Consider the following 25,178-nt stretch of genomic DNA (forward strand, 5'->3'; position numbering starts at 1 on the left):
CGCCACGCAGGCGGCAGGCCTGCGTGTCCTGCCGGTGGGCAGCGGGAGGCGATGGGGTGGCAGGCCATGGGGCTACGCCGTCTCCTGCGCCGTGGCAGCAGGCTGGGGTGCGGCGGCGGCCGCCGGGCGGGCGCTGGCGGCCAGCTTCAGGCTCCAGGTGCCGTGCGTGGTCAGGCGGTCCTCGATGCGGTTGATCCACTTCGGTACGTGGGGGTCGTCGCTCCAGTTGTGCACCACCCCGTCCACCTGGTTGAGCAGCTCGCTGGGCAGCTGCAGCGGCCGGGTCTGGCTCATCAGCACGCGGCTCATGAAGTGGTAGCCCAGGATGCGCGTGAGCGTGCGCACGATGGAAAAGCGCGGCAGCACCAGGCGCAGCACCCAGTCGACGACCCGGGCCACCAGCAGCACGCCCCAGAACAGCAGGGCCGAGGACCAGGGCACGGGCTGGGTCAGGCCCAGGTCGCCCGCCGTGGCCTTGCCGCACAGGAAACGCGTCATCAGCTGCGGGAAGGGCTTGGCGATGTCCCAGGGGATCGAAGTGGCCATGGTGGCCATGAGCGCCTGGCCCAGGGCGGGCCGTGGGTCGGGGCTCACCGGCTCGGCGCGGCCACGGGCCTGCATGCGGGCCATCAGGTCCTTGGCCTGGTCCATGGTATCGACCATCAGCTCGCGCTCAATGCCCAGGATGTGGCCGACCACATTCCAGGCGTGCAGGTAGGCCTCCTCATCATGCGCCGGCAGGCCGATGCCCAGGCGGCGCATGCTGCGCAGGAACACATAACCGAAGGTGAGCAGCGTGTAGGCCAGCTCTTCCTGGTTGCAGGGCAGGCCATCGTTGGCCAGGTCCCAGCCGCGCGCAAACAGCGCCTGGTACATGGTGGGCTTGGGCGGCAGGCCCGGCAACTGGCCGAGCTGGCCCGCGCCGACGATGTTCAGCTGTGCCAGCAGGTCCTTCACGGCCGATTCGGGCTTGCCGCGCATGATCAGGTTGCGGATGGTGGCATGGATCAGGCGCACCTTGAGGATCTGCGCCACGCCGGCGCCATCGCCGCGGGTCAGTCCGCCATGCATCATCACCGGGAAGATCATGGCCGCCGTGGAGCGGATACGGTACTCCGTGTGCTGCTCCAGCTGGCCGGCCGTGTGCAGCACGCTGGACAGGTCCGGGATCACATAGCACTCGGGCAGGCTGGCGCAAAACAGCAGGATGCACGACAGCGCGCCATGGTCGAAAAAGATCTTTTCGGCGCGCTCGATCTTGCGGGCATCGGCCCAGTCGGGCAGCGCCTGCCCTGTGGCCAGGTAGTTCTGCAGGGCGGTGGCCAGCGTGTCGTCCACGCCGGGGCCGGTGGCCGTCCAGCCGTCAATGCTGGCATTGGTGGTCCACTCGCCGAACAGGCGGTTGACGGTGGCGATGCGCTCCCACTGGGGCGCATCCGCCGACGGCATTCCGGTCGGCCAGGGGCCCAGGATGTCGGCAATGGTGTCGTCGGCTAGCGGGTCGGCATGCTGCTCCATGGACGCCAGGGCCGCGTCGGAGATGGTGGGCTCCGTGTTCTTGTGGCTCATTGTGCGGCTTTCAGCTGGTTGCGCCAGCGCTGCAGGCCACCCAGGGCGCACAGCAGGGGGATGCCCATGGCAAACGGGGCGATGGACTTGATTTCCACCGGATGGCCCAGGAACACCTGGAACACGATGCCGGCGCTGTAGATGCCAAGCGGCACGGTGGCGTGGCGCGGCAGGAAGTTGACCGAGCCGGCCTTGAGGGGCATCTTGCGCGTGGCAAAGCGGAAGGCGCACAGGATGCAGAAGCTCACGAAGACCCAGCCGAAAAAGCCCTGCACTGTCTCGCCGAACCAGGCGCCATCGGTCTTGGTCATGATCCAGGCCTTGAGCACGTACACCAGGTAGGGGTCGGCACCCAGGTCGAAGGCGGTGACGATCATCGCCGCCAGGAACGAGAGGAAGACCGCATTGCCCACCCCGGGCGCGCCATCGACCGGCGCCTGCCAGACGATGAGGTTGCTGATCACATAACCGGCATAGGTCAGCGCGAACCACATCATCGGGATGACCACGGGCACGCCGACGAAGCGCAGGCCCAGCACCTCGGTATAGGTGTAGCTGCCGAAGAACCAGCCGTGGGTGCTGCCCATCTGCTCGGCGAACCAGCCAAGGGAGACCGAAATCGCCAGGAAGTGCAGCGCGGCGGACGCCCCGAGGAGCCGCGTGGCACTGGCCCAGGTGGCGGCGAACATCAGCACCGAGGCAATGGCGATGGCCAGGGTGACGGCTTTACCGGGGCCGATTGAGGTGTAGATCAGTCCGGCGGATACCAGCCCGAAGATCAACACCGGCAGGCGGACGGTCAGCAAATTGGAAGCAGGCATGAATCATGTACACGCTGTTACAAAACCCCAGTGTAGGGGATTGTTGCGACACATCCCCCGCTTTTTTGACCTGAGAATCCGCCAACAGCGCGCTTTTCCCCCTCTATTCAACGGTTCACGCATTGTGGTGCCAATTGCGCGGACCCGTGAATAGACAGGAATGATTAGAAGCCCCCCATTCAGGGGGGGCTCCATGTGCCAAGTGGCCTGTGTTCCGGCTGGAGGAAGCCGGTGCAGCGAGCGGTGCCTAGCCGTGTGCGGCCACGGCGGCCAGATTCAGCAGCGAGGCCTCGATGGCCGCGGCCGTGGCCAGGGGCTGCTCCATGGGAAACAGGTGGCTGCCGTCGAGCATCATGGTGCGCCCTTCGGTGATGCGCAGCGTCATAGCCATGCCCACCTGCTTCATTTCTTCGGAGTCGCGCCCACCGATGAATGCGGCAGGGCATTGCAGCGGGTGCCTGGCGAGCAGGCGGCCCAGGTTGTGGGGCAGGGTGTTGTAGATGGCGGTCTCCACCGCACGGTCGAAGCCCAGCACGCGCTTGCCGTCCTGGTCGGCCAGGCCATGGGTGATGTAGTCCTGCAACACTTCCGGGTGCCAGCGCGCAAACGCCTTCTTGCGGCGAAAGTGCTCCAGGGCTTCCTCGTTGCTGGCCCATGAAAAGCGCCGCTGGCGGCTGACCTTGCCGGGCGAGATGGAGCCCACGACCTGGGTTCGCTTGGCGACGTCCAGGGCATTCGCGCGCCAGCCGCCGATCAGCGGCGAGTCGATGAGCAGCACGCCGCGCACCAGGTGCGGGTGGCGCGCCGCCGCCATCACGCTCAGGAAACCGCCCAGCGAGTGCCCGACCAGGAACACCGGCTCCCCCAGGCGCTGCACCTGCGCACCGGCAAAGTCGGCCAGGTGCTGCACCAGGAGCGGCCAGTTGTTGGACACCGGGTACTGGGGTTCATGCCCGAAGCGCTCCACTGCGCTGATGTCGAAGCCGCGTTGCCGCAGGAGCTTGAAGAGAAGGCGGTAGGTGCCCGCAGGGAAACTGTTGGCGTGCGAGAAGACGATCGGGAGCATGGAAGGCGGGAAGTCCGGGGCGCGCGCGGGTGCGCCGGGCGATCGGCGCCCGGCCGCCTGCGTGCACCCTCAGATGAGTTTGTCCAGGTGGTTGGTGATCTTCTTGAGCGGCTTGCTGCGCGACGGGTTGACCATGATGGGCACGGTCGTGTCGCCGCCGCCCCAGGCGGGATCCTCGATGCTGTCGAACACCTGGCGCAGCTTCTGGCCCCAGCTGTCGTGCAGCATGCGGAAGTAGGGGTTGTGCTCGTCGATGCAGATGATCTTGTCGGTGGCGAAGCGGTCCACCTCGTAGACCACCAGGTCCAGCGGCAGGCCCACCGAGAGGTTGGACTTGAGCGTGCTGTCCATGGACACCAGGGCGCACTTGGCGGCCTCGTCCAGCGGGGTCTCGGGGGTGAGCACGCGGTCGAGCACGGGCTTGCCGTACTTGGACTCGCCGACCTGGAAGTAGGGCGTCTCGGAGGTGGCCTCGATGAAGTTGCCAGCCGAGTACACCTGGAACAGGCGCATGCCCTCGCCCTTGATCTGGCCGCCGAAGACCATGGACACGTTGAAGTCCACGCCCGAGCGCTTGAGCGCCGCGCCATCGCGCTCGTGCACATGGCGCACGGCGGCACCCAGCACGCGCGCGGCATCGAACATGCTCTTGGCGTTCCAGATGGTGATCGGCTCTTCCTCGTCGCGGTCGATGATCTGCTCGGTCTGCAGGATCTCGCGCACCGATTGCGAGATCGACAGGTTGCCGGCGGACAGCAGCACCATGAAGCGGTCGCCCGCCTTCTCGTACAGCATCATCTTGCGGAACGAGCTGATCTGGTCCAGGCCCGCATTGGTGCGGGAGTCGGACAGGAAAACCAGCCCGGCATTGAGTTTGATGGCGACGCAATACGTCATGGAAAGCTTAGGTCGGCAAAAAGGGAAGCATTGTGGGGCGCCTTCGACGCAGCGAAGGACTCTGTGACCTGCGCAGCCTGGTGTTTCAAAAACAATAGCAAACGTGCCAGCAAGTGCCGCAGAAAAGTCTGATTTTATGGCCAATCGTACGGCCTGGGCTTTTCTGCGGGCCAAGCCCCCGTTCCAGGGGGCCATGTCCGACACCGCCACGGCGTGTTTTCCGACAAGGCCTGGCGGGCCGTTCCTTACTATCATTCACAAATCACACCTGAAAGCAGCATCTTGTTCCACTTTCCTACCCTTGCACACCCTGCGCTCCTGTCGCGCAGCGTTCTCCTGGCTGCGGCCGTTTCGCTGACCGCCTGTGGGGGCGGGGACAGCAAGAGCGATGGGGACGGTGGCGGGGGCACGACCCCGCCGCCGGTCGCCACGGCCGGCGAACTCAAGTCGGCTGCGCTGCTCAACACCATCACGCCAGCCCAGATCACCGAGGCCCTCGCCAAGGACGCCTCCAAGGTGCAGGGCATCGTGCCGCGCTACTCCGTCACCTCCTACCGGCTGGAGTACATCACCTCCGACGCCCAGGGCCGCGAGGTGCGCGCCTCGGGCCTGGTCAGCGTGCCCGTCAAGGCCTTGGGTGCGCGCAGCCCCGTGCTGGGCTACCAGCATGGCACCATCTTCACGAGCGCCGAGGCGCCCAGCAACAACGCCGTGGGCTCCGAGGTGGCGGTGGTGATGGCCTCGCTGGGCTACATCGTGGTGGCGCCGGACTATGTGGGCTATGGCGTCTCCAAGGGCACGCCCCACCCTTACCTGCTATCGGCCCCCACGGCCGCCGCCACGCTGGACATGCTTACGGCCGCCCGCACCTGGCGCGGCCAGGGCAATGCGGCCGACAACGGCCAATTGTTCCTGACCGGTTATTCCGAGGGCGGTTACGCCACCATGGCGGCCCACCGCGCCCTGCAGGCCAGCAATGCACCCGAGCGCCCGGCGCTGCGCATGGTGGTGACGGGTGCCGGGCCCTACAACGTGCAGGCCACGCTCGACGGGCTGGTGAATGTGGTGCGCGATCGCGAGCCCGTGATCGGCGCGCTGATCAACCCCGGCTTTTTGCGCTACCTGGGCGGCAGCGTGCAGCGCGAGGTGCGGCGCCTGCTGCTGCGCGCCTTGTTGCCCGGCGATGCCGACGTGAGCTTCGACAACCAGTTCATCGACAACTTCCTGGCCGATGACGTGCAGGCCGTGGCCCGCGTGAGCAGCGTGCATGACTGGAAGCCCCAGGTGCCCGTGCGCCTGTACCATGGCCGCGACGACGTCACCGTGCCCTATGGCAGCTCGGTCACCACCCTGCAGGCCATGCGCGCCCAGGGCGCGGGCGACCTCGTGACCCTGACCGACTGCACCGCCGTGCCTTCGAGCCACGTCGGCTGCGTGCCGCCATTCATCAACTTCATGCTGGGCCAGTTGGCGCCCGTGGCGCAGGACCTCTGACGCTTTGATGCATGCCGCCCCGGGGCGGGGCGGCATCTTCAGCCTTCTTCGCCCCCGGGGGCCTCGCCAAGCCGCGCGATCACCGCATCGAGCGTGGCGTACAGCTGCCCGATGAACTCCACCCCCATTTCCTCCTCCAGCGCGCGGTAGGTCGCCTCGATGGTGGGCGCGAGCTTTGCCGCCAGCGCCTTGCCCTCGGGGCTTACCGACACCATCACCCGCCGTTGGTCATGCTCCAGCCGCTCGCGCAGCACCAGGCCCAGGTCCGCCATGCGCGCGAGGATGCCGGCCAGGCTGGGGCTCGACAGGCGGCAGATGTCGCCGATCTGGCGCGGCTCCAGCGGCCCGTGGTCGAGCAGGGCGCGCACCACGCGCCATTGCTGCTCGGTCAGGCCGACCGTATGCAGGATGGGCCGAAAGCGCGCAAAGACGCTCTCGCGTGCCTGCAGGAACAGGAGCGGCAGGTTGCGGTGGACCAGTTGCGGTGGTGGGGAATCCATGGGGCGAAATCATCCTCGAAAGCAGGGGAGCAGGTCACAGCCGCCGCGACACCCCTCGGTACAAACCCGAACGAAAAGGAGCCGGGGGTCCATTGACTTACTAGCATGTTAGTAAATAAACTACTCACATGTTAGCAATGTACCAGACCCCGCAACACGCCCCATGCCGAATGGAATTCGACGTCGCGCCCTTTCGCCTGTCCGGCGTCGTCTATGGCGCCCTGCTCAACCATGCGCCCGCCCTGGCCGCCATGGATGCGGCCGCCCACCAGCCGCCGTACAAGGCGCCGCCCCTTGCACCGGTGCTCTACATCAAGCCGCGCAACACGCTGGCTGGCCATGGCGATGCCATCGTGGTGCCGCAGGATGCGCCGGAGCTCGAAGTGGGTGCCAGCCTGGGCATCGTGATCGGCCGCACCGCCTGCCGCGTGCCCGAGGGTCAGGCGCTGGAGCATGTGGCCGGCTACACCATCGTGGGCGACATCAGCGTGCCGCACGGTTCGTTCTACCGCCCCTCGATCCGCTTCAAGGCGCGCGATGGCTTTTGCCCCATCGGCCCCCGCGTGGTGCCGCGCAGCCAGATCGCCGACCCCGATGCGCTTGCGGTGCAGGTCCACGCCGATGGCGCCCTGGTGCATGCCACGAGCACGGGTGGGCGCATTCGCCCGGTGGCCCGGCTGCTGGCCGAGGTCAGTGAGTTCATGACCCTTTCGCCCGGCGACGTGCTGCTGCTGGGCGCATCGGCCGGTGCGCCGCGCGTGCGCGCCGGGCAGCAGGTGCGCATCGCCATCGACGGCCTGGGCGAGCTGCACAACCACTTCATCGCTGAAGGAGGTGCGCCATGAAGCGGGCACGCGTCGCCTATGCGGGGGCAATACACGAAGCGACACCCCATGGCGTGCAGCAGATCCGCCTGGCCGATGGCCGGGTGGTGGCCGAGGACGCCGTGGTCTGGCTGCCGCCCTTCGAGGTCGGCACCACCATTGCGCTGGGGCTCAACTATGCCGACCACCTCAAGGAGCTGTCGGGCGAACTCACCGTCACCGCCAAGGACGAGCCGCTGGTGTTCCTCAAGGGCCCGGGCACGCTGATCGGCCACCGTGGCCAGACGCGCCGCCCGGCAGGCGCGGCCTTCATGCACTACGAATGCGAACTGGCCGTGGTGATCGGCCAGACCGCGCGCCATGTCGCCAAGGCCGATGCCCTGCAGCATGTGGCCGGCTACACCGTGTGCAACGACTACGCGATCCGCGACTACCTGGAGAACTGGTACCGCCCCAACCTGCGCGTGAAGAACCGCGACACCTGCACCGTGCTCGGCCCCTGGTTCGTGGACGCGGCCGACGTGCCCGACCCGCACGACCTCACGCTGCGCACCCTGGTCAACGGGCAGGTGACCCAGCAGGGCCACACCGGCAACATGGTCAACGACATCCCCGAGCTGATCGCCTACCTGAGCAGCTTCATGACGCTGCGCGCGGGCGACGTGATCCTGACCGGCACGCCTGAGGGCGTGGTCAACGTCGACGTGGGCGACGAGGTGGTGACCGAGATCGACGGCATCGGCCGCCTCGTCAACACCATCGTGGGCGACGAAGCCTTCGGCATCTAATCAACATCTGGAGACCTGATCCCATGCGCATAGACCACCTGATCGAAGGCAAACCCGTAGCGGGCCGCGAGTACTTCGAGACCGTCAATCCTGCCACCCAGGAGGTGCTGGCCGAAGTCGCCAGCGGCGGCGCGGCCGAGGTGAACGCGGCCGTGGCCGCCGCCAAGGACGCCTTCCCCGCCTGGGCCGGCCTGCCCGCGCCCGAGCGCGCCAAGCTGATCCGCAAGCTCGGCGACCTGATCGCGGCCGAGGTGCCGCAGATCGCTGCCACCGAAACGCGCGACACCGGCCAGGTCATCGCCCAGACCGGCAAGGCGCTGATCCCGCGCGCGGCCGACAATTTCTACTACTTTGCCGAGATGTGCACCCGCGTGGACGGCCACACCTACCCCACGCCCACGCACCTCAACTACACGCTGTTCCACCCCGTGGGCGTGTGCGCGCTGATCTCGCCGTGGAACGTGCCCTTCATGACCTCCACGTGGAAGGTGGCTCCGGCGCTGGCCTTCGGCAACACGGCGGTGCTCAAGATGAGCGAGCTGTCGCCACTCACAGCCGCGCGCCTGGGCCAGCTGGCGCTCGAAGCCGGCATCCCGGCCGGCGTGCTCAACGTGGTGCACGGCTTCGGCAAGGAGGCGGGCGAGCCGCTGTGCGCCCACCCCGACGTGCGCGCCATCTCGTTCACCGGCTCCACGGCCACGGGCAACCGCATCGTGCAGGCGGCGGGCCTGAAAAAGTTCAGCATGGAACTGGGCGGCAAGAGCCCCTTCGTGGTCTTCGACGATGCGGACCTGGACCGCGCGCTCGACGCCGCCGTGTTCATGATCTTCTCGAACAACGGCGAGCGCTGCACCGCGGGCTCGCGCATCCTGGTGCAGAAGTCGATCTACGCCGACTTTGCCGAGAAGTTCGCGGCGCGCGCCCGGCGCATCACCGTGGGCGACCCGATGGATGACAGGACCATCATCGGCCCCATGATCAGCCCGGCCCACCTGGCCAAGGTGCGCAGCTACATCGAACTGGGCCCGAAGGAAGGCGCCACGCTGCTGTGCGGCGGGCTGGGGGCGCCGGAGCTGCCGGCCCATCTGCACAAGGGCAACTTCGTGCGGCCCACCGTGTTCGCCGATGTGAACAACCGCATGCAGATCGCGCAGGACGAGATCTTCGGCCCCGTGGCCTGCCTGATCCCGTTTGCCGACGAGGCCGAGGCCATCCGCCTGGCCAACGACACGCAGTACGGCCTGTCGAGCTATGTGTGGACCGAGAACATCGGCCGTGCCCACCGCGTGGCCGCGGGCATCGAGGCCGGCATGTGCTTCGTCAACAGCCAGAACGTGCGCGACCTGCGCCAGCCCTTCGGCGGCACCAAGGGCAGCGGCACCGGGCGCGAGGGCGGCAGCTGGAGCTACGAGGTGTTCCTGGAGCCCAAGAACGTCGCCGTCTCGCTGGGCAGCCACCACATTCCACACTGGGGAGTCTGAGCATGGGTACCCTCGCCCTCGCGGCCAAGATCACGCATGTGCCGTCCATGTACCTGAGCGAGCTCGACGGCCCGCGCAAGGGCTTTCGCCAGGCGGCCATCGACGGCCACGTGGAGATCGGCCGGCGCTGCCGCGAACTGGGCGTGGACACCATCGTCGTGTTCGATACGCACTGGCTGGTGAATGCCAATTACCACATCAACTGTGCGCCGCGCTTCGGGGGCGTGTACACCAGCAACGAGCTGCCGCACTTCATCAGCAACCTGCCCTACGCCTTCCCGGGTAACCCCGAGCTGGGCCAGTTGCTGGCAAAGGCCTGCTGCGCCCAGGGCGTGGAGACGCTGGCCCACCCAGCGACCACGCTGGCGCCCGAGTACGGCACCCTGGTGCCCATGCGCTACATGAATGCCGACCAGCACTTCAAGGTGGTCTCGGTCTCGGCCCTGTGCCAGGTGCATTACCTCAACGACAGCGCACGCCTGGGCTGGGCCATGCGCCAGGCCATCGAGGAGCAGTACGACGGCACCGTGGCCATCCTGGCCAGCGGCAGCCTGAGCCACCGCTTCGCGCAGAACGGCACGGCGCCCGACTTCGCCACGAAGATCTGGAGCCCCTTCCTCGAAACGCTGGACCACCGCGTGGTCGAGATGTGGCAGGCGGGCGACTGGGCCACCTTCTGCGCCATGCTGCCCGAGTACGCAGCCAAGGGCCATGGCGAGGGCTTCATGCACGACACGGCCATGCTCATGGGTGCGCTGGGCTGGTCGGACTACACCGGCCGCGCCGAGGTGCTCACGCCGTACTTCGGTGCCTCGGGTACGGGGCAGATCAATGCCGTGTTCCCGGTCACGCCGCAGACGGGTGCTGCGGTGCCCGGGCCGCAGGCATCGGCGGGTGGCCAGCCATCGGCCGGCCGGCTGTGAGGAGCGCGCCATGCCCCACCTGGTGATCCTCTACACCCCCGACCTGGACCGGCCCGTGGAGCAGGGCGGTAGCGACTTGGGTGCCCTGTGCCGGGCCCTGGCGGGCGCCATGCGCCGGCAGGTGGACGAGGCGGGCAAACCCGTCTTTCCCACCGGCGGCATCCGCGTGCTGGCCTACCCGGCGGCGCACCACGCGGTGGCCGATGACGGCGAGGCAGAGCCGGCGGGAGGCCCATCGCCGGGCTACGGCTTCGTCTACCTCAACCTGCGCATGGGGCGCGGTCGCAGTGCCGCCACGCACCAGGCCGTGGGCCAGGCCTTGTCGACCGTGGCGCAGGCGCACTTCGCACCGCTGCTCGCGTCGCGTCCCATCGGCGTCACCCTGCAGATCGACGAGGGCCCCGAGGTCTTCGACGCCAAGCACAGCTCCCTTCACCCCCTGTTCAACAAGCCTGCACAGGGCTGACCCTCCATGCTCTCCAACGACACCATCGCCTCCCTGGCGCAGCAGCTCTACCAAGCGCGCAAGCAACGCACGCAACTGCGCCACTTCTCCGCCCAGTACCCCGAGATGACCATCGAGGACGGCTATGCCATCCAGCGCGCATGGGTGCAGCTCGAACAGGCCGATGGCCGCAGCATCAAGGGCCGCAAGATCGGCCTGACCTCGCGCGCCATGCAGCAGGCCAGCCAGATCACCGAGCCCGACTACGCGCCGCTGATGGACGACATGTTCTTCGACGCGGGTGGCGACATCCCGTTTGAGCGCTTCATCGCACCGCGCGTGGAGGTGGAGCTGGCCTTCATCCTGGCGCGGCCGCTCAAGGGCCCGGGCGTGACGCTGTTCGATGTGCTCTCGGCCACCGACTACGTGGTACCGGCCATCGAGATCATCGATGCCCGCATCGAGCAGTTCGACCGCGATACCCGGGCCATGCGCAAGGTGTTCGACACCATCTCCGACTTTGCCGCCAATGCCGGCATCGTGCTCGGCGGCCGCCCCGTGAAACCTCTGGACGTGGATCTGCGCTGGGTGGGCGCGCTGCTGCACAAGAATGGCGTGATCGAGGAGACGGGCCTGGCGGCCGCCGTGCTCAACCACCCGGCCACGGGCGTGGCCTGGCTGGCCAACAAGATCGCGCCGCACGGCGAGCAGCTCAACGCTGGCGACGTGGTGCTGGCCGGCTCCTTCACGCGGCCCGTGGCCGCCGTGCAGGGCGACAACTTCCATGTGGACTACGGGCCGCTGGGCTCGGTCTCCTTCCGATTCGTGTGAAGGCCACACCATGCAGCAGATCCCCGAGAACCATTTTCGCAACGCGCTGCGCGCGGGCCGGCCGCAGATCGGCCTGTGGGTCGGCCTGGCCGATGCCAACGCGGCCGAGGCCCTGGCCGGCTGCGGTTTCGACTGGCTGCTGCTCGATGGCGAGCACGCGCCCAACGACGTGCGCAGCGTGCTCGACCAGTTGCGGGCCGTGGCCCCGTACCCGGTGCAGCCTGTGGTGCGCCCGGTGCAGGGCGAGGTGGCCCTGGTCAAGCAGTACCTGGACGTGGGCGCGCAGACCCTGCTCGTCCCCATGGTCGACACGCCCGAGCATGCTGCGCTGATGGTGCGCGCCATGCGCTATGCGCCCGAGGGCATGCGCGGCATGGGCGCGGCGCTGGCGCGTGCCTCGCGCTGGAACCAGGTGGAGGACTACCTGAACCGCGCCAATGGCCAGATGTGCCTGCTGGTACAGGCCGAGACACCGCTGGCCCTGCAGAACCTGCAGGCCATCGCCGAGACCGAGGGCGTGGACGGTGTCTTTTTCGGCCCGGCCGACCTGTCCGCATCCATGGGCTACCGGGGCCAGCCCGGGCACCCCGAGGTGCAGCGCGCCATCCTCGATGGCATCGCCACCGTGCGCCGCGCCGGCAAGGCCGCCGGCATCCTGATGGCGGACCGGGCGCTGGCGCAGACCTACCTTGACGCCGGGGCGCTGTTCGTCGCCGTGGGGGTGGACACCACGCTGCTGGTGCGTGCCGCGACCGAGCTGGCCGGCCACTTTGCCAGGCGCCCAGCCATCCAGGCCGTGCCGGGCGTGGCAAGCCCGTACTGAGCATACCGTCTGTCAGGCCGTCGCCATCACTCAAATTTAGTCAGTGAGCTAGTTAATTAATTACCTTGAAAAGCACCTTCCCTGCCAACAACCCGTGAGGAGACAAGCCATGCCAACGATCCATCCCAACCGCCGCTCGGCCCTGTGCGCCGCCGCCGCGCTCGCCATCACCTGCCTGTCCCCGGGCGCCAGCGCCCAGGAGCGCCGCCCGCTCGAATGGGTGGTGGGCATGTCCCCCGGGGGCGGCACCGACATCGTCGCCCGCACCGTCGCCGACCAGATGGGCAAGGCGCTGGGACAGACCATCGTGGTGGTCAACAAGCCGGGTGCCGCGCACAACATCGCGGCCGACTACGTGGCGCGCTCGTCCACCCCCGGCAACCTGCTGCTCACGGGCGACTATGCGGTGCTGGCCACCAACCCCTGGCTGTACAGCAAGCTCAGCTACAACGTGGACAAGGACCTGGCCTCGGTGGGCATGCTGGTGCGCTTTCCGCTGATCCTGGTGGTGTCGCCCAAGCTGCCGGTGCGCAACTTCCAGGAGTTCGTGGCCTGGGCCAAGGCCCAGCCCGAGGGCGTCAACTTCGCATCGCCGGGCGCCGGCACGCCGCACCACCTGGCCATGGAGTTGCTGCGCCAGCGCACGGGCCTGAAGATGACGCACGTGCCCTACCGCGGCGTCACCCCCGCCATCCAGGACATCATGGGCGGCCAGGTGCCCTTCATGTTCGTCGAGTCGGCCGGCGGCATGCCCAACATCACGGGCGGCAACCTGCGCGCCATCGCGGTGGCCAGCAGCAAGCGCATGGCCACGCTGCCCGAGGTGCCCACGCTGATGGAGCAGGGCCTCAAGGATTTTGAGGCCTTTGCCTGGCAGGGCCTGTCGGTCAACGCCTCCATGCCCGCTGCCGAGGTGCAGCGCCTGAACGCCGCCCTGCAGCAGGCCCTGAACTCGACCCCGGTGAAGGCCCGCTTCCAGACCCTGGGCGTGGAGGCCGTTCCCGGCACGGCCGAGGAAATGAACGCCTATGCCAAGGTCGAGCGCGCGCGCTGGGGCCAGCTCATCAAGGACATCGGCTTGAAGCTGGAGTGAGGCTCCCTCACCCCACCAGCTTCTTGAGCTGGTAGAGCGCGTCGAGCGCCTCGCGCGGGCTCAGCGCATCGGGGTGGATGGTGGACAGCAGGGCCTCGACCGGGCTCGCGCCTGCGCTTTCGGGCATGGCCGGCACGGCGAACAGGTCCACCTGCAGCTCGTCCTCGCCTGCGCGTTCTTCCAGTGCGGCCAGCGCGTGGCGCGCGTGGTTCAGCACCGGGCCGGGCACGCCCGCGAGCTTGGCCACCTGGATGCCGTAACTGCGGCTGGCAGGGCCGGGCTGGATCTCGTGCAAAAACACGATGTCGGCGCCCGCCTCGGCCGCGCTCACATGCATGTTGACCGCGTGTTTCGCCTTGGCGGGCAGCTCGGTCAGCTCGAAATAGTGCGTGGCGAACAGCGTGAAGGCGCGCGTCCTGTCGTGCAGGTGGGTGGCGATGCCGCTGGCCAGGGCCAGCCCGTCGAAGGTGCTGGTGCCGCGGCCGATCTCGTCCATGAGCACCAGGCTGTGCGGTGTGGCGGCGTGCAGGATCTGCGCGGCCTCGGTCATCTCCAGCATGAAGGTCGACTGCGCGTTGGCCAGGTCGTCGGCCGCGCCGATGCGCGTGTGGATGGCGTCGATGGGCCCCAGGCGGCAGGCGCTGGCCGGCACGTGGCTGCCCATGCTGGCCAGCAGCACGATGAGCGCCACCTGGCGCATGTAGGTCGACTTGCCGCCCATGTTGGGGCCGGTGATGACCTGCATGCGCGTGTTGGCGTTCAGGCGCGTGTGGTTGGCGATGAAGCTGCCGGCCGAGACCTCGGCCAGGCGCGCCTCCACCACCGGGTGGCGGCCGTCCTCGATCTCGATGCAGGGCTCGGCCACGAACTGCGGTGCGCACCAGTTCAGCGTGAGCGAGCGCTCGGCCAGGGCGCACAGCACGTCCAGGGCGGCCAGCGCCTGGGCCAGGCGGGTGAGGGCCGGTACATGCGGCTGCAACTGGTCCAGCACCTGCTCGTACAGCCATTTCTCGCGCGCCAGCGCGCGCTCGTTGGCCGACAGGGCCTTGTCCTCGAAGGTCTTGAGCTCGGGCGTGATGAAGCGCTCGGCGTTCTTCAGGGTCTGGCGGCGGCGGTAGTCATCGGGCACCTTGTCCAGGTTGCTGCTGGTCACCTCGATGTAGAAACCGTGCACCTTGTTGAACTGCACGCGCAGGTTGGCGATGCCGGTGCGGGCCTTCTCGCGCGTCTCCAGGTCGAGCAGGAAGTCGTCGCAGTTGGTCTGGATGGCGCGCAGCTCGTCGAGCTCGCTGTCGAAGCCCGTGGCCATGACACCGCCGTCGCGCACCAGCGCCGCGGGCTCTTCGGTGATGGCGCGCTGCAGCAGCTCGGGGCAGTCCAGTGGCGGGTGGAGCTGCTCGAAGATCTCCGCCAGGTAGGGCTCGGCGGCCTGGCCGGCACGGGCCAGCAGGGCCGCCTTGTGCAGCGTCTTGCACAGGCCCACCAGTTCGCGCGGGCGCACCTGGCGCAGGGCGATGCGCGCGGTGATGCGCTCCACATCGCTCACGCCCTTGAGTTCGCCGCGCAGCGTGGCCCAGGGGCCGGCGCCGCCACCCGACCCGCCTGCACCGCGCAGCGCCGTGGTGGCGGCCAGGCGCCGGCGCGCGGCCGTGCGCTCGCGCGGGGGCTCCAGCAGCCAGGTCTTGAGCAGGCGGCTGCCCATGCCGGTCATGCAGGTGTCGAGCAGCGAGAACAGCGTGGGCGAATCCTCGCCGCGCAAGGTGCGGGTGATCTCCAGGTTGCGGCGCGTGCTGGCGGGCAGGTCGATCAGGTCGTCGCCGCGCTGCACCTGCACGCTGTGCACGTGGGTCAGCGTGCGGCCCTGGGTGTGCTCGGCATAGGCCAGCAGGCCCGCTGCGGCAGCATGGGCCTGGGTCAGTTCCTGGGCGCCCCAGGCCTGCAGGCTGGCCGCGCCCAGGTGTTCGAGCAGCTTGCGCTCGCCCAGCGTGGCATCGAACTGCCAGTCGGGCCGGGGGCCCATGGGGCAGGTGAAGGCGCCGCCCTGGCGCAGCACCTGCAACTGCTGCTCGAAGCGCTCGGTCACGCCGGCGCTGTAGATCACCTCGCTGGGCGCCACGCGCGCCAGCCAGGCGCCGACCTCGTCCTGTGTGCACTCGGCCAGGTACACGCGGCCCTGCGTCACGCTCAGCCAGGCCAGGCCAGAGCGCCCGCGCGGGCCCTGGTGCACGGCCAGCAGCATGGATTCGGCCTTGTCCGAAAGCAGCTCGGTATCGGTCAGCGTGCCGGGCGTGACCACGCGCACCACCTTGCGCTCCACCGGCCCCTTGGCCGTGGCCACGTCGCCCACCTGCTCGCAGATGGCGACCGACTCGCCCATCTTGATCAGCCGGCCCAGGTAGTTTTCCAGCGCATGGAAGGGCACGCCGGCCATGATGACGGGCTGCCCGCCGGACTGGCCGCGCTGGGTCAGTGTGATGTCCAGGAGGCGAGCGGCCTTTTCCGCGTCGGCATAGAACAGCTCGTAGAAGTCGCCCATGCGGTAGAAGACGAGCGTGTCCGGGTGCGCAGCCTTCAGCGTGAAGTACTGCTGCATCATGGGGGTGTGCGAGGATATGTCTGCTTTATCCATTTAAATCAATGACTTGGCGGCATGGGGCCAGCGCTTGGGGTAATTCTGGCGCAATTCGGTATGGTGCGCGGGGCCGTATTCTCGCCCGCCGCACCAGGTGGCCCCACCTGGAGTGCCGGGGGCTGGGTCGGGAGCCCCGCAATGCAAGGCGCCACCCCCGCCGCCGCGGGAGGTGCTTTGTCGCTGATTCAACGGGCCTCTGTGGCCGCGGCCAAACCGGCCCCATGGGTTGTCTTGCGGCTGTTGCGATCAACGGCGGCCGCCTGCGCCAGGATGGATGACCGGGTGCGCGTCACGCCGCGGCAAGCCGCTCCTTGGCCAGCTTGGTGCCCGCTGCCAGCGCTTGCAGCTTGCGCCACGCCACGTCCCGCCCCATCGGCGCCAGACCGCAATTGGTGCACGGAAACAGCCGCTCCTTGGGCACGAACTCCAGCGCCCGGGCTATGGTGTCGGCTACTTCCTCGGGCGTCTCGACCACGTCGCTGGCCACATCGATCACGCCAACCATCACGTCCTTGCCAGCCAGCAGCTTCATCAGGTCGGGCGGCACATGGGAGTGGATGCATTCCAGGCTCACCTGGTCGATGCTGCTCTTGGCCAGGGCAGGGAACACCGCCTCGTACTGGCGCCATTCGTCGCCCAGGGTGCTCTTCCAGTCGGTATTGGCCTTGATGCCGTAGCCGTAGCAGATGTGCACCGCCGTCGTGCAGGTCAGGCCCTGCGCCGCACGCTCGAGCGCCTGCACGCCCCAGTCGGCGGCATCCTTCATGTAGACGTTGAACGCGGGCTCGTCGAACTGGATGATGTCCACGCCATCGGCCTGCAGCGCCAGGGCTTCCTGGTTGAGCAGTTCGGCAAACGCGAAGGCCATCTTCACCTTGTCGCCGTAGAAGCGGTCGGCCACGGTGTCGACGATGGTCATGGGGCCGGGCAGGGTGAACTTGAGCTTCTTCTTCGTGTGGGCGCGCGCCAGTTGCGCCTCGAAGGCGTGCACGCGCCCCTTCAGGTGCAGGGCCGAAACCACCTGCGGCACCATCGCGTCGTAGCGGTTGTCGCGGATGCCCATCTTCACCTTGTGCTCGAAGTCGATGCCCTCGACCTGCTCGAGGAAGCCGTGCACGAAATGCTGGCGCGACTGCTCGCCGTCGCCCACGATGTCCAGGCCAGCGTCTTCCTGCGCCTTGATCCACAGCAGGGTCGCGTCGGCCTTGGCCTGGCGCAGTGCATCGCCTTCGGCCATCCACTGGGGCCAGAGCTTGTTGGTTTCGGCCAGCCAGGCGGGCTTGGGCAGGCTGCCGGCGATGGAGGTTTCAAACATCTGAAAATTCCTTTGAAGCAAAGAGGGATGGGGTGAGCATATGCTGGGGCCGTTGGATATCAGATCGCACAGGTGGCAGCCCATTGTTCAAGAACGTTCTTGTACGGCTTGATGAAGTGCTCTTCTGCAAACTTCCCCTGCGTGACCGCCAGTTGGCTGCGTTCCTCGCGGTCGTAGACAATCTGGGTCGACGAATAATCCTGGTTCTTCAGGCTCGGTTGGTAGAGTTTGCCTGCGGCGCAATTGGCGTTGTAGATCTCGGGACGATAGATCTTCTGGAAGGTTTCCATCGTGCTGATGGTGCCGATCAACTCGAGATTCGTGTAGTCGCCCAGCAGGTCGCCGTGACAGTAGAAAGCCAATGGTGCAACGCCATTCGGCGGCATGAAGAATCGCACCTGCATCCCCATTTTTGCAAAGTACTGGTCGGTCGAGGACAGTTCATTCTGCTGGTACTCGACACCCAGCACCGGGTGCTGGTTTTCGGTGCGCTGGTAGGTCTTGCTGGTCGAGGCGCTGATGCAGATGACCGGGGGCTTGCCGAAGTGCTGCTTGTAAAGGGCCGAGTTGGCAAACTGCTGGAACAGCTTGCCATGCAGGTCGCCAAAATCGGCCGGCGTGCCGAATTCCGTGCGATGGGCGTTGTAGTGCGGCAGCACGACGCTGAAGTCGTAGTCGCGCACGTAGGAGGAGAAATTGTTCCCCGCGATGCCGTCGATGCGCTTGTTGGTTTTCCTGTCGAGGATGCAGGTTTTCAGGATCTCGATCAGCGGAAATGCAGCACCGCTGCCCTTGGCGCCAAGACTCATCTCGACGGAGATGATCTCCAGTTCCACCGCGTAGCGGTCTCCCGTCGGATTGTCCCAATGCGCCAGGTCATTGAAGCGGTTGTCGATCATCCGCAGCGTGTTGCGCAGGTTCTGCTGCCGGCTCGTTCCGCGGGCCAGGTTGGCAAAGTTGGTGGTGATGCGCGTGCTGTCCGATGGCTGGTAGTTTTCATCGAAGCTGATGCTCTTGAGGTGAAAGGCAGGTTCTTGGTGCATGGCGATGGGGTGGGCTGATGGGGGGGAGAAGGGGCGGTTCATGGCTCAGGCCAGCACCACGTCTTCGGCCTGCAAGGGCCTGGCGTGCCGCGCCAGTTCAATGAGCGGCATTGCCCGTTGGACTGCCAGCCGGGCCCGCTCGATCAGGGCTTCGTTCTGCAGCCGGTGGTCGGCGAAATCGGGGTCTGTGGCATAGACGCCCAGCGGCAAGGTGCGCGCCTGGAAGAAGCTGAACAACGGCCGCAACTGGTGGTCGATGACCAAGGCATGGCGCTGGCTGCCACCGGTGGCCGCCAGCAAGACGGGCTTGTCGACCAGGGCGTCCTGGTGGATGAAGTCGAAGAAGTGCTTGAACAGCCCCGTGTAGGCGCCCCGGTACACCGGCGTTGCCACCACCAGAACGTCGGCTTGTTCGACCGCTGCCAGTTCCCGCTCCACCGTGTCGGGCAGTTGGGAGCGCCAGACCGCGCCGGCCCACTGCGGTGCGAGCTGGCCCAGTTCGACCAGGCGCTGTTCGCACGGGAGTTCGTCGGCGATCAGGTCCAGCAGATGCCCTGCCAGGGTTGCAGCCTTGGAGGGACGCTGCAGCCCGCCAGAAACCGCGACGATGCGCAGTGGATGTGCCGTGTTTGCTTTCATGGGAGTGGATGCTATTGGCGGTGAATGATGAAGTAAAATGGTTTTATTTCACATATCCATGAATATGGCTCATTCGAATGCTTGAGCGCATCCACCTCAGCATCGTCCAGCAGGTTGAAAAGCAAGGCTCGTTGACGGCCGCCGCAGGCGTGCTGAACTTGACCCAGTCGGCCCTGAGCCACAGCATGAAGAAGCTGGAGCAGCAACTGGGCACCGACATCTGGCTGCGCGAAGGCCGCAGCCTGCGCCTGACGCAGGCCGGTCAGTACCTGCTGGCGGTGGCCAACCGGGTGCTGCCGCAACTGGATCTGGCCGAGGAGCGCCTGGGCCAGTTCGCGCAGGGCGAGCGCGGTGCGCTGCGCATCGGCATGGAATGCCACCCGTGCTACCAGTGGCTGCTCAAGGTGGTGTCTCCCTACCTGGCCGCATGGCCCGACGTGGATGTGGACGTGAAGCAGAAATTCCAGTTCGGCGGGATCGGCGCGCTCTTCGGCTACGAGATCGACCTCCTGGTCACGCCCGACCCGCTGTTCAAGCCCGGGCTGAAGTTCGAGCCCGTGTTCGACTACGAGCAGGTGCTCGTCGTGGCCAGGGGCCATGCCCTGGCCGGCGCGGCCTACGTGAAACCACAGCAACTCACCCAGGAGGTGCTCATCAGCTACCCAGTGGACATCGAACGCCTGGACATCTACAACCAGTTCCTGCTGCCCGCCGGCGTCACGCCCAAACGCCACAAGGCGATCGAAACCACCGACATCATGCTGCAGATGGTGGCCAGCGGCCGCGGCGTGGCCGCCTTGCCGCGCTGGCTGGTCGAGGAGTACGCGGCCAAGATGGACGTAGTGCCCGTGCGGCTGGGTGCGCGCGGCATCGCCAAGCAGATCTTCCTGGGCGCACGCGAGGCGGAGACCGCCATCGATTACGTGCGGGCCTTCATCGAACTGGCCCGCCAGCCTGCCGCGGCCTTCGCCATTGCGCAAAGCGCCAAACGCTGAACGCCGCGATCGAACGCAAACCGCTGGTGTCGCGTTCGATTGCCCGGGCCGAGCCCCTTTGCACCCTAGGCCGGGATGAAGGTCCCGTGAAAGCCCAGCGGCACCGCCCGGTCCATGCTGCCCTGGGCCAGCGGGCCCTGGGCCAGCCGGCGCGCGTCGAACACCGAGAGCAGCGTGCGTCGGCGGAGTAGGTCCAGCGCCGTGCCCACCAGCCAGCCCTCGCCCTCCTTGGCGCTTGCGCCGCGGGCGGGGATGAACACATGCTCCTCGACCATCACGTCGGCGCCGTAGCGGTAGCGGTCCACCTTGCCGCTGTCCAGCTGGAGGCGCGTCACGCAGTCGAAGCCCGGGCGGTTCGACACGGCCACGCGTTCGGCCATGAAGAGCTCTGTGTGCCGGCGGCCGACGAAGCGCGGGTCGATGCGCGGGAACTCGGCGTGGTGCGCCTGCAGGGTCTGCCGCGCGCGGCCGCTGCGCGTATCGAGCTCCACCCGGGCCACGGCATGTGCCGGCTCGCCGCCGAACTCGCCACGCATCAGCGCGCGAAAGCCCTGGACCACGCCCGATGCATCCTGCGTGCGGACGTAGTCGAGGTGGATGACGCCGTTTCGGTCCTCCCAGGCATTGCCGGTATGGAACAGGAAGCCGGCGGGCAGCTCCATCCATTGCGGCTGGTCGAGCCGGTCCTTGTGCAGCACCAGTGCCCGCATGCCCAGCTCCGGCCTCCAGACGTGGCTGTCCATGAAGGTGCTGCCCGCATGGGCCCGCTCCCGATCGAAGATGAGCGGCGGCAGCAGGAACACCAGGTGCTGCTCGGTCACTGCGAAGTCATGCACCATGGCCATGTCAGGCACCTTGAGCGTGGCGGTGCGCACCTGTCCCTGGGCCGAGACCTGGTAGATCGACAGCAGGCCGTGCATGCTGCTCACGCCGAAATTCCACAGGCTGCCGTCGGCACCGATCTTGGGGTGGGCCGAAAACGGCATGCCCGCGTGTTCCGGCGTCCAGGTCTTGAGGCCGCCGGTTTCCAGCGTCCGGGCATCGAACAAGGTGGCCGAACCGCCCTCCCACAGGGCCAGGGTCTCGCCCGCGTGGTGCACCACGCTGGTGTTGGCCACGTTGCCCGCGTCGGCCGTCGGCATGGGGCTGGCGCCGGCCACCTCGGTGCCGAAGCTGTGGTACAGGCGGCGGCCGGCGGCGTTCTCGGCCACAAACTTCTGCGTGCGCAGGAAGCGTCCCTGGTGCGTGATGCCCTGGTCGCCAAAGCGGTACTGCTGGATCATCCCGTCGCCATCGAACCAGTGCTGGTAGCGCACCTCGCCCAGGCTGTGCTGCGCGGGGCCGTTGCGCAGCAGGGTGCCGCGCAGGTCCTTGGGCAGCTTGCCGCGCAGTTGCATGGGCTCGGGCGCCAGGTCGGCCTGCAGGCCCTCGAAGCCCAGGGTCCAGGGCGCGCGGCTGCGCTGCTGGTTGAAGGCGTTCAGCGTGGACCCGGCCTCGGGTCCGCCGGCGTTTGCGGCGAAAGACAGAACGGGCAGGGCGGTCAGCGCGCTGCCGGCGGTTCCCAGGGCCAGGGATTGGCAAAAGAGGCGGCGGTCCATGTGCGTGTTCCTTGTGCGCCGTGCGGTCAGCGCAGCTGGATGGTGATCGTGGTGTCCTGCTGCAGATCCACGGCCGCATCCTGGAAACGGGGCGGGCCCATGTTGCCCTGGGCGTCGCGGCTGAAGCCGGTACGCTCCTGGGGGATGCCGACCAGGTTGGTATCGAGCTTGCCGTTGCCGTTCTCGTCCTGGTAGATCGACAGCGCGTAGCTGCCGGCGGGCAGGTCGCGCAGCACCATCACGGCCTTGTCGCCCGCCACCGGGGCCATCCCGCTCTGCACGGCCTTGCTGAACTGGAGCCAGCCGTCGGCAGACCCGTAGACCGCGCCCAGCACGGGCCCCTTGTCCGCCTTGGTGTTCTTCACCTCCACGGTGAGGTCGAGCGCGTGCGCGTTGCCCAGGGCCAGGACGGCGCCGGCCAGCGCCAGTGCCTGTGCCCGTGCCCGTGCCCGTGCCCGTGCCGTGCGCGGGAGGAAGGGGGTCGCCAAAGGGCGTGAAGCCATCGTCATGGGGAAGTTCTCCAGGGTGGGGGATGGAGACACCGCGTCTCCAGTGACCGCACTCTAGGAAGGCCCTGGCCGTGCCGCCACCGGCGTGCGACGAAGTGGCGCTGGCGGGGCGCGAAAGGGGCTGGTGGGGGCGCCGGTGGCAGGAGGCCTTCGGCCCCGCCACCGCCGGGCACCGGCCCGGGCTGCAGGCGGGCCCGCACACAAATAAGAATGCCCTGGCGGCAGAACGTGGGAACATGCGCCTGTACCACCGGGGAGGTAACTGCCCGAATGGGTGATTCAGGTTTGTTACGTTTTGACATACTTTGCGGTGTACATTGGTGGCTGCTGCCGCCATGACAATGTGCGGTCCATCGTTGTGAGAGGTTTCAGAGCGACTGTGATTTCTGCCGAACTCCTGACCGATCTGTTTGCGGGTGCCAGCGAAGACTTCGTGGAGTCTTCGGCGCAGGTGCGCCTGCAGGCCCTCCTCGATGCCGTGCCCGTGGCACTGATGGAATTCCGCCCGCAGGATGGGCGGCTGCTTTTGCGCGCCGCCAACTCCGCTGCGCGGCGCATGCCCGGCCTGGGCGGCGTGCGGGTCAGCGGCGCCGATGCGGTCGACGTCTTCGACCTGTTGGCGGGCACCAGGCTCGTGGACCAGCTGCAGACCGTGGCTCGCACCGGCGTGCTGCTCGAGTGCCGCCAGGTGGCGCGCGAGCCGGGGCGGCTGCTGGTGGCCTGGGACGTGTCGGCACGCCGGCTGGACAACGGCTCCATCGTCGTCACGGTGCGCGATGCGAGCGAGGCCGAGAGCCTGCGCGCGGCGCTGGCCGCTGCCGAACATGCGCTGCAGGATGTGCGGCGCGAGCTGCGCGAGCAGACCGACGTGTTCAACACCATGGAAAGCCTGGCACAGACCGGGCACTGGCGGCGCATCGAGGACCCGGGCGAGACGGTGCTGCTGTGGTCCCCCGGCCTGTGCGACATCGCTGGCGTGGAGCGCCAGGAGTGGATGAGCCCCGAGCGGGCCGTCAGCGGCATCCTGGCCGAGGACCGCCATGTGTTCGAGACCGCGCGCGAGCGCGGCACCGGCGCCGATGTCGAGTACCGCTGGAAGCGCCCGGATGGCGAGATCCGCTGGATGCGCTCGCGCGTGCGCCGCCTCACGGCCAAGGACGGCATGCGCGTGGACATGGGCGTGGTGCAGGACGTGACCGACGAGCGCCGCGCTGCCGAGCAGCTGCGCGAGCAACTGCTGTTCATCCAGCGCATTGCCAGCCGCATCCCGGGCTTCATCTACCAGTACCGCCTGCACCTGGACGGTGTCACCAGCGTGCAGTACATCAGCGACGCGGTGCGCGACTTCATGGGCGTGGAGCCGCACGAGGTGACGGCCGACCATGGCGTGCTCTCCAACTGGGTGCTGGCCGAGGACCGGCCGGTGCTGCAGCGCTCGGCCCTGCAGTCGGTGCGCAAGCTCGTGCCCTGGCAGTGCGAGTACCGGGTGCGCATGCCCGATGGCAGCATCCGCTGGCACATGACGAATGCCGTGCCGCACCGCGAGGCCGACGGCTCGGTGATCTCGCATGGCTTCACCATGGACATCACCGACCGCAAGCGCGCAGAGCAGGAGATCGAGCGCCTGGCGTTCTACGACGCGCTCACGGGCCTGCCCAACCGGCGCCTGCTGCTGGACCGCCTGCAACGCTCCATTGCCGCCTGCCAGCGCAGCAAGAACCTGGGTGCCCTGCTGTTCATCGACCTGGATAACTTCAAGGACCTCAACGACACCCTGGGCCACGACATGGGCGACCAGTTGCTGTCCCAGGTCGCCACCCGCCTGGTGGGCAGCGTGCGCGAAGCCGACACCGTGGCCCGCTTTGGCGGCGACGAATTCGTCGTCATGCTGGACAACCTGAACCCCGAGCTGCAGGACGCCGCCGCCCAGGCCGAAACCGTCGCCGAAAAACTCCTGGCCAGCCTGAACCAGCCCTTCGCCCTTGGGGGCCAGCAGCACTACAGCACCCCCAGCATCGGCATCACCCTGTTTGGCGACGAACGCCTGTCGGTCGATGAACTCCTCAAACGGGCCGACCTGGCCATGTACCAGGCCAAGGCCGCCGGGCGCAACACCCAGCGCTTCTTCGACCCGGACATGCAAGCGGCCGTCAACGCCCGCTCCAACCTGGAAGCCGACCTGCGCCAGGGCCTGGCCCGGAGCGAGTTGCTCGTGCACTACCAGCCCGTCGTCGACCACCAGGCACGCCTGGTGGGCGCCGAAGCCCTGGTGCGCTGGCGCCACCCCCAGCGCGGCATGATCAGCCCCGGCGACTTCATCCCCCTGGCCGAGCAGACCGGCCTCATCCTCCCCTTGGGCCAGTACGTGCTGGAAACCGCCTGCAGGCAACTGCAGCGCTGGAGCCAATCGCCCGCCACCGCCCAGCTGTCCATCTCGGTGAACGTCAGCGCGCGCCAGTTCAGGCAACCGGGCTTCGTCGCCGAAGTGCTGGGCACCTTGAAGGACTGCCAGGCCCGGCCCCAACTGCTCAAACTGGAACTCACCGAAAGCCTGCTGCTCGGGGACATCGAAGACACCATCGTGCGCATGGAGCAACTCAAGGCCGAAGGAGTCGGCTTTGCGCTCGATGACTTCGGCACCGGTTACTCGTCCCTGTCCTACCTCAAGCGGCTGCCGCTGGACCAGATCAAGATCGACCAGAGCTTCGTGCGCGACGTGCTGAGCGACCCCAACGATGCGGCCATCGTGCGCACCATCCTGGCGCTGGCCAAGAGCCTGGATTTGCAGGTGGTGGCCGAGGGGGTGGAGACGACGGGGCAGCTGGGGTTCCTTCGGCTGCATGGCTGCGAGGGGTTCCAGGGCTATCTGTTTGGCAGGCCTGTGCCGGTGGA

General features: G+C 67.6%; 22 protein-coding genes. 11 read left to right on the top strand and 11 right to left on the bottom strand.

The features are described 5' to 3' along the window. Positions 1-72: 72 nt before the first annotated feature. The 4 genes from PMI14_RS10250 to PMI14_RS10265 form a co-directional block, all read right to left on the bottom strand. Complete coding sequence (locus PMI14_RS10250) at positions 73-1,569, bottom strand: oxygenase MpaB family protein (RefSeq protein WP_007853649.1); 1,497 nt, start codon at positions 1,567-1,569, stop codon at positions 73-75. Next, the gene (locus tag PMI14_RS10255; RefSeq protein WP_007853651.1) at positions 1,566-2,390 is read right to left on the bottom strand and encodes a carotenoid biosynthesis protein; all 825 of its coding nucleotides are present in this window, start codon (positions 2,388-2,390) and stop codon (positions 1,566-1,568) included. The genes PMI14_RS10250 and PMI14_RS10255 overlap by 4 nt, the downstream gene beginning before the upstream one ends. Before the next feature lie 247 nt (positions 2,391-2,637). Next, entirely contained in the window at positions 2,638-3,456 is an 819-nt protein-coding gene (locus tag PMI14_RS10260) for an alpha/beta fold hydrolase (protein WP_007853652.1), read from the bottom strand. Between the two features lie 69 nt (positions 3,457-3,525). Then, complete coding sequence (locus PMI14_RS10265; protein WP_007853654.1) at positions 3,526-4,353, bottom strand: proteasome-type protease; 828 nt, start codon at positions 4,351-4,353, stop codon at positions 3,526-3,528. Between the two features lie 282 nt (positions 4,354-4,635). Between PMI14_RS10265 and PMI14_RS10270 the strand changes: the two genes are divergently transcribed. Further along, positions 4,636-5,847, top strand: coding sequence for a S9 family peptidase (locus PMI14_RS10270; protein ID WP_007853656.1), 1,212 nt, complete (start codon positions 4,636-4,638; stop codon positions 5,845-5,847). Between the two features lie 38 nt (positions 5,848-5,885). Here PMI14_RS10270 and hpaR read toward each other — a convergent pair whose 3' ends face one another. Continuing rightward, positions 5,886-6,347, bottom strand: a complete 462-nt coding sequence (gene hpaR / locus PMI14_RS10275) for a homoprotocatechuate degradation operon regulator HpaR (protein WP_007853657.1) — start codon at positions 6,345-6,347, stop codon at positions 5,886-5,888. A 170-nt stretch (positions 6,348-6,517) separates the two neighbouring features. Here hpaR and PMI14_RS10280 point away from each other — a divergent pair, with 170 nt between their 5' ends. The 8 genes from PMI14_RS10280 (at position 6,518) to PMI14_RS10315 (ending at position 13,555) form a co-directional block, all read left to right on the top strand. Then, the gene (locus tag PMI14_RS10280; RefSeq protein WP_035203147.1) at positions 6,518-7,192 is read left to right on the top strand and encodes a fumarylacetoacetate hydrolase family protein; all 675 of its coding nucleotides are present in this window, start codon (positions 6,518-6,520) and stop codon (positions 7,190-7,192) included. After that, positions 7,189-7,959, top strand: a complete 771-nt coding sequence (locus tag PMI14_RS10285; protein WP_007853662.1) for a fumarylacetoacetate hydrolase family protein — start codon at positions 7,189-7,191, stop codon at positions 7,957-7,959. The genes PMI14_RS10280 and PMI14_RS10285 overlap by 4 nt, the downstream gene beginning before the upstream one ends. A gap of 23 nt (positions 7,960-7,982) precedes the next feature. After that, a complete protein-coding gene (hpaE, locus tag PMI14_RS10290) occupies positions 7,983-9,440 on the top strand; it encodes a 5-carboxymethyl-2-hydroxymuconate semialdehyde dehydrogenase (protein WP_007853664.1) in 1,458 nt (485 codons plus the stop codon). 2 nt (positions 9,441-9,442) lie between these two features. After that, entirely contained in the window at positions 9,443-10,363 is a 921-nt protein-coding gene (gene hpaD / locus PMI14_RS10295) for a 3,4-dihydroxyphenylacetate 2,3-dioxygenase (protein WP_007853666.1), read from the top strand. Positions 10,364-10,373: 10 nt separating this feature from the next. Next, the gene (locus PMI14_RS10300) at positions 10,374-10,829 is read left to right on the top strand and encodes a 5-carboxymethyl-2-hydroxymuconate Delta-isomerase (RefSeq protein WP_007853668.1); all 456 of its coding nucleotides are present in this window, start codon (positions 10,374-10,376) and stop codon (positions 10,827-10,829) included. Between the two features lie 6 nt (positions 10,830-10,835). Further along, complete coding sequence (gene hpaH, locus PMI14_RS10305) at positions 10,836-11,639, top strand: 2-oxo-hept-4-ene-1,7-dioate hydratase (protein ID WP_007853669.1); 804 nt, start codon at positions 10,836-10,838, stop codon at positions 11,637-11,639. Positions 11,640-11,649: 10 nt separating this feature from the next. Next, on the top strand, positions 11,650-12,462 hold the full coding sequence (gene hpaI, locus PMI14_RS10310) for a 4-hydroxy-2-oxoheptanedioate aldolase (protein ID WP_007853671.1): 813 nt from the start codon (positions 11,650-11,652) through the stop codon (positions 12,460-12,462). Positions 12,463-12,571: 109 nt separating this feature from the next. Beyond that, the gene (locus PMI14_RS10315; protein WP_007853673.1) at positions 12,572-13,555 is read left to right on the top strand and encodes a tripartite tricarboxylate transporter substrate binding protein; all 984 of its coding nucleotides are present in this window, start codon (positions 12,572-12,574) and stop codon (positions 13,553-13,555) included. Between the two features lie 7 nt (positions 13,556-13,562). Here the strand turns inward: PMI14_RS10315 and mutS are convergent, their stop codons facing one another. The 4 genes from mutS to msuE all read right to left on the bottom strand — a co-directional run bounded on the left by mutS (position 13,563) and on the right by msuE (position 19,184). Further along, positions 13,563-16,184: a DNA mismatch repair protein MutS gene (gene mutS / locus PMI14_RS10320; RefSeq protein WP_035203149.1), complete on the bottom strand. Its 2,622-nt coding sequence runs from the start codon at positions 16,182-16,184 to the stop codon at positions 13,563-13,565. A gap of 292 nt (positions 16,185-16,476) precedes the next feature. Continuing rightward, entirely contained in the window at positions 16,477-17,502 is a 1,026-nt protein-coding gene (locus PMI14_RS10325) for a methionine synthase (protein WP_007853677.1), read from the bottom strand. Positions 17,503-17,561: 59 nt separating this feature from the next. Then, positions 17,562-18,545, bottom strand: coding sequence for a DUF1852 domain-containing protein (locus PMI14_RS10330; protein WP_035203170.1), 984 nt, complete (start codon positions 18,543-18,545; stop codon positions 17,562-17,564). A gap of 45 nt (positions 18,546-18,590) precedes the next feature. Beyond that, a complete protein-coding gene (gene msuE / locus PMI14_RS10335; RefSeq protein WP_007853681.1) occupies positions 18,591-19,184 on the bottom strand; it encodes an FMN reductase in 594 nt (197 codons plus the stop codon). A 77-nt stretch (positions 19,185-19,261) separates the two neighbouring features. Here msuE and PMI14_RS10340 point away from each other — a divergent pair, with 77 nt between their 5' ends. Beyond that, positions 19,262-20,179, top strand: a complete 918-nt coding sequence (locus PMI14_RS10340; protein WP_007853682.1) for a LysR family transcriptional regulator — start codon at positions 19,262-19,264, stop codon at positions 20,177-20,179. A gap of 65 nt (positions 20,180-20,244) precedes the next feature. On the opposite strand, the gene PMI14_RS10345 is transcribed toward PMI14_RS10340, so the two are convergent. Both PMI14_RS10345 and PMI14_RS10350 read right to left on the bottom strand, forming a co-directional pair. Then, a complete protein-coding gene (locus PMI14_RS10345) occupies positions 20,245-21,777 on the bottom strand; it encodes a carotenoid oxygenase family protein (RefSeq protein ID WP_007853695.1) in 1,533 nt (510 codons plus the stop codon). A 26-nt stretch (positions 21,778-21,803) separates the two neighbouring features. Next, complete coding sequence (locus PMI14_RS10350) at positions 21,804-22,286, bottom strand: DUF2141 domain-containing protein (protein ID WP_007853698.1); 483 nt, start codon at positions 22,284-22,286, stop codon at positions 21,804-21,806. Between the two features lie 379 nt (positions 22,287-22,665). On the opposite strand from PMI14_RS10350, the gene PMI14_RS10355 reads away from it, so the two are divergent. After that, the coding region (locus PMI14_RS10355; RefSeq protein WP_007853701.1) for an EAL domain-containing protein at positions 22,666-25,178 on the top strand (2,513 nt) is incomplete at its 3' end.

Source organism: Acidovorax sp. CF316, assembly GCF_000276605.1.
Lineage (GTDB): Bacteria > Pseudomonadota > Gammaproteobacteria > Burkholderiales > Burkholderiaceae_C > Acidovorax.

What these genes read in the sequence shown, in the direction of transcription:
- PMI14_RS10250 (WP_007853649.1), bottom strand. Translation starts at nt 1,569, where the DNA reads ATGAGCCACAAGAACACGGAGCCCACCATCTCCGACGCGGCCCTGGCG.
- PMI14_RS10255 (WP_007853651.1), bottom strand. Translation starts at nt 2,390, where the DNA reads ATGCCTGCTTCCAATTTGCTGACCGTCCGCCTGCCGGTGTTGATCTTC.
- PMI14_RS10260 (WP_007853652.1), bottom strand. Translation starts at nt 3,456, where the DNA reads ATGCTCCCGATCGTCTTCTCGCACGCCAACAGTTTCCCTGCGGGCACC.
- PMI14_RS10265 (WP_007853654.1), bottom strand. Translation starts at nt 4,353, where the DNA reads ATGACGTATTGCGTCGCCATCAAACTCAATGCCGGGCTGGTTTTCCTG.
- hpaR (WP_007853657.1), bottom strand. Translation starts at nt 6,347, where the DNA reads ATGGATTCCCCACCACCGCAACTGGTCCACCGCAACCTGCCGCTCCTG.
- PMI14_RS10280 (WP_035203147.1), top strand. Translation starts at nt 6,518, where the DNA reads ATGGAATTCGACGTCGCGCCCTTTCGCCTGTCCGGCGTCGTCTATGGC.
- PMI14_RS10285 (WP_007853662.1), top strand. Translation starts at nt 7,189, where the DNA reads ATGAAGCGGGCACGCGTCGCCTATGCGGGGGCAATACACGAAGCGACA.
- hpaE (WP_007853664.1), top strand. Translation starts at nt 7,983, where the DNA reads ATGCGCATAGACCACCTGATCGAAGGCAAACCCGTAGCGGGCCGCGAG.
- hpaD (WP_007853666.1), top strand. Translation starts at nt 9,443, where the DNA reads ATGGGTACCCTCGCCCTCGCGGCCAAGATCACGCATGTGCCGTCCATG.
- PMI14_RS10300 (WP_007853668.1), top strand. Translation starts at nt 10,374, where the DNA reads ATGCCCCACCTGGTGATCCTCTACACCCCCGACCTGGACCGGCCCGTG.
- hpaH (WP_007853669.1), top strand. Translation starts at nt 10,836, where the DNA reads ATGCTCTCCAACGACACCATCGCCTCCCTGGCGCAGCAGCTCTACCAA.
- hpaI (WP_007853671.1), top strand. Translation starts at nt 11,650, where the DNA reads ATGCAGCAGATCCCCGAGAACCATTTTCGCAACGCGCTGCGCGCGGGC.
- PMI14_RS10315 (WP_007853673.1), top strand. Translation starts at nt 12,572, where the DNA reads ATGCCAACGATCCATCCCAACCGCCGCTCGGCCCTGTGCGCCGCCGCC.
- mutS (WP_035203149.1), bottom strand. Translation starts at nt 16,184, where the DNA reads ATGGATAAAGCAGACATATCCTCGCACACCCCCATGATGCAGCAGTAC.
- PMI14_RS10325 (WP_007853677.1), bottom strand. Translation starts at nt 17,502, where the DNA reads ATGTTTGAAACCTCCATCGCCGGCAGCCTGCCCAAGCCCGCCTGGCTG.
- PMI14_RS10330 (WP_035203170.1), bottom strand. Translation starts at nt 18,545, where the DNA reads ATGCACCAAGAACCTGCCTTTCACCTCAAGAGCATCAGCTTCGATGAA.
- msuE (WP_007853681.1), bottom strand. Translation starts at nt 19,184, where the DNA reads ATGAAAGCAAACACGGCACATCCACTGCGCATCGTCGCGGTTTCTGGC.
- PMI14_RS10340 (WP_007853682.1), top strand. Translation starts at nt 19,262, where the DNA reads ATGCTTGAGCGCATCCACCTCAGCATCGTCCAGCAGGTTGAAAAGCAA.
- PMI14_RS10345 (WP_007853695.1), bottom strand. Translation starts at nt 21,777, where the DNA reads ATGGACCGCCGCCTCTTTTGCCAATCCCTGGCCCTGGGAACCGCCGGC.
- PMI14_RS10350 (WP_007853698.1), bottom strand. Translation starts at nt 22,286, where the DNA reads ATGACGATGGCTTCACGCCCTTTGGCGACCCCCTTCCTCCCGCGCACG.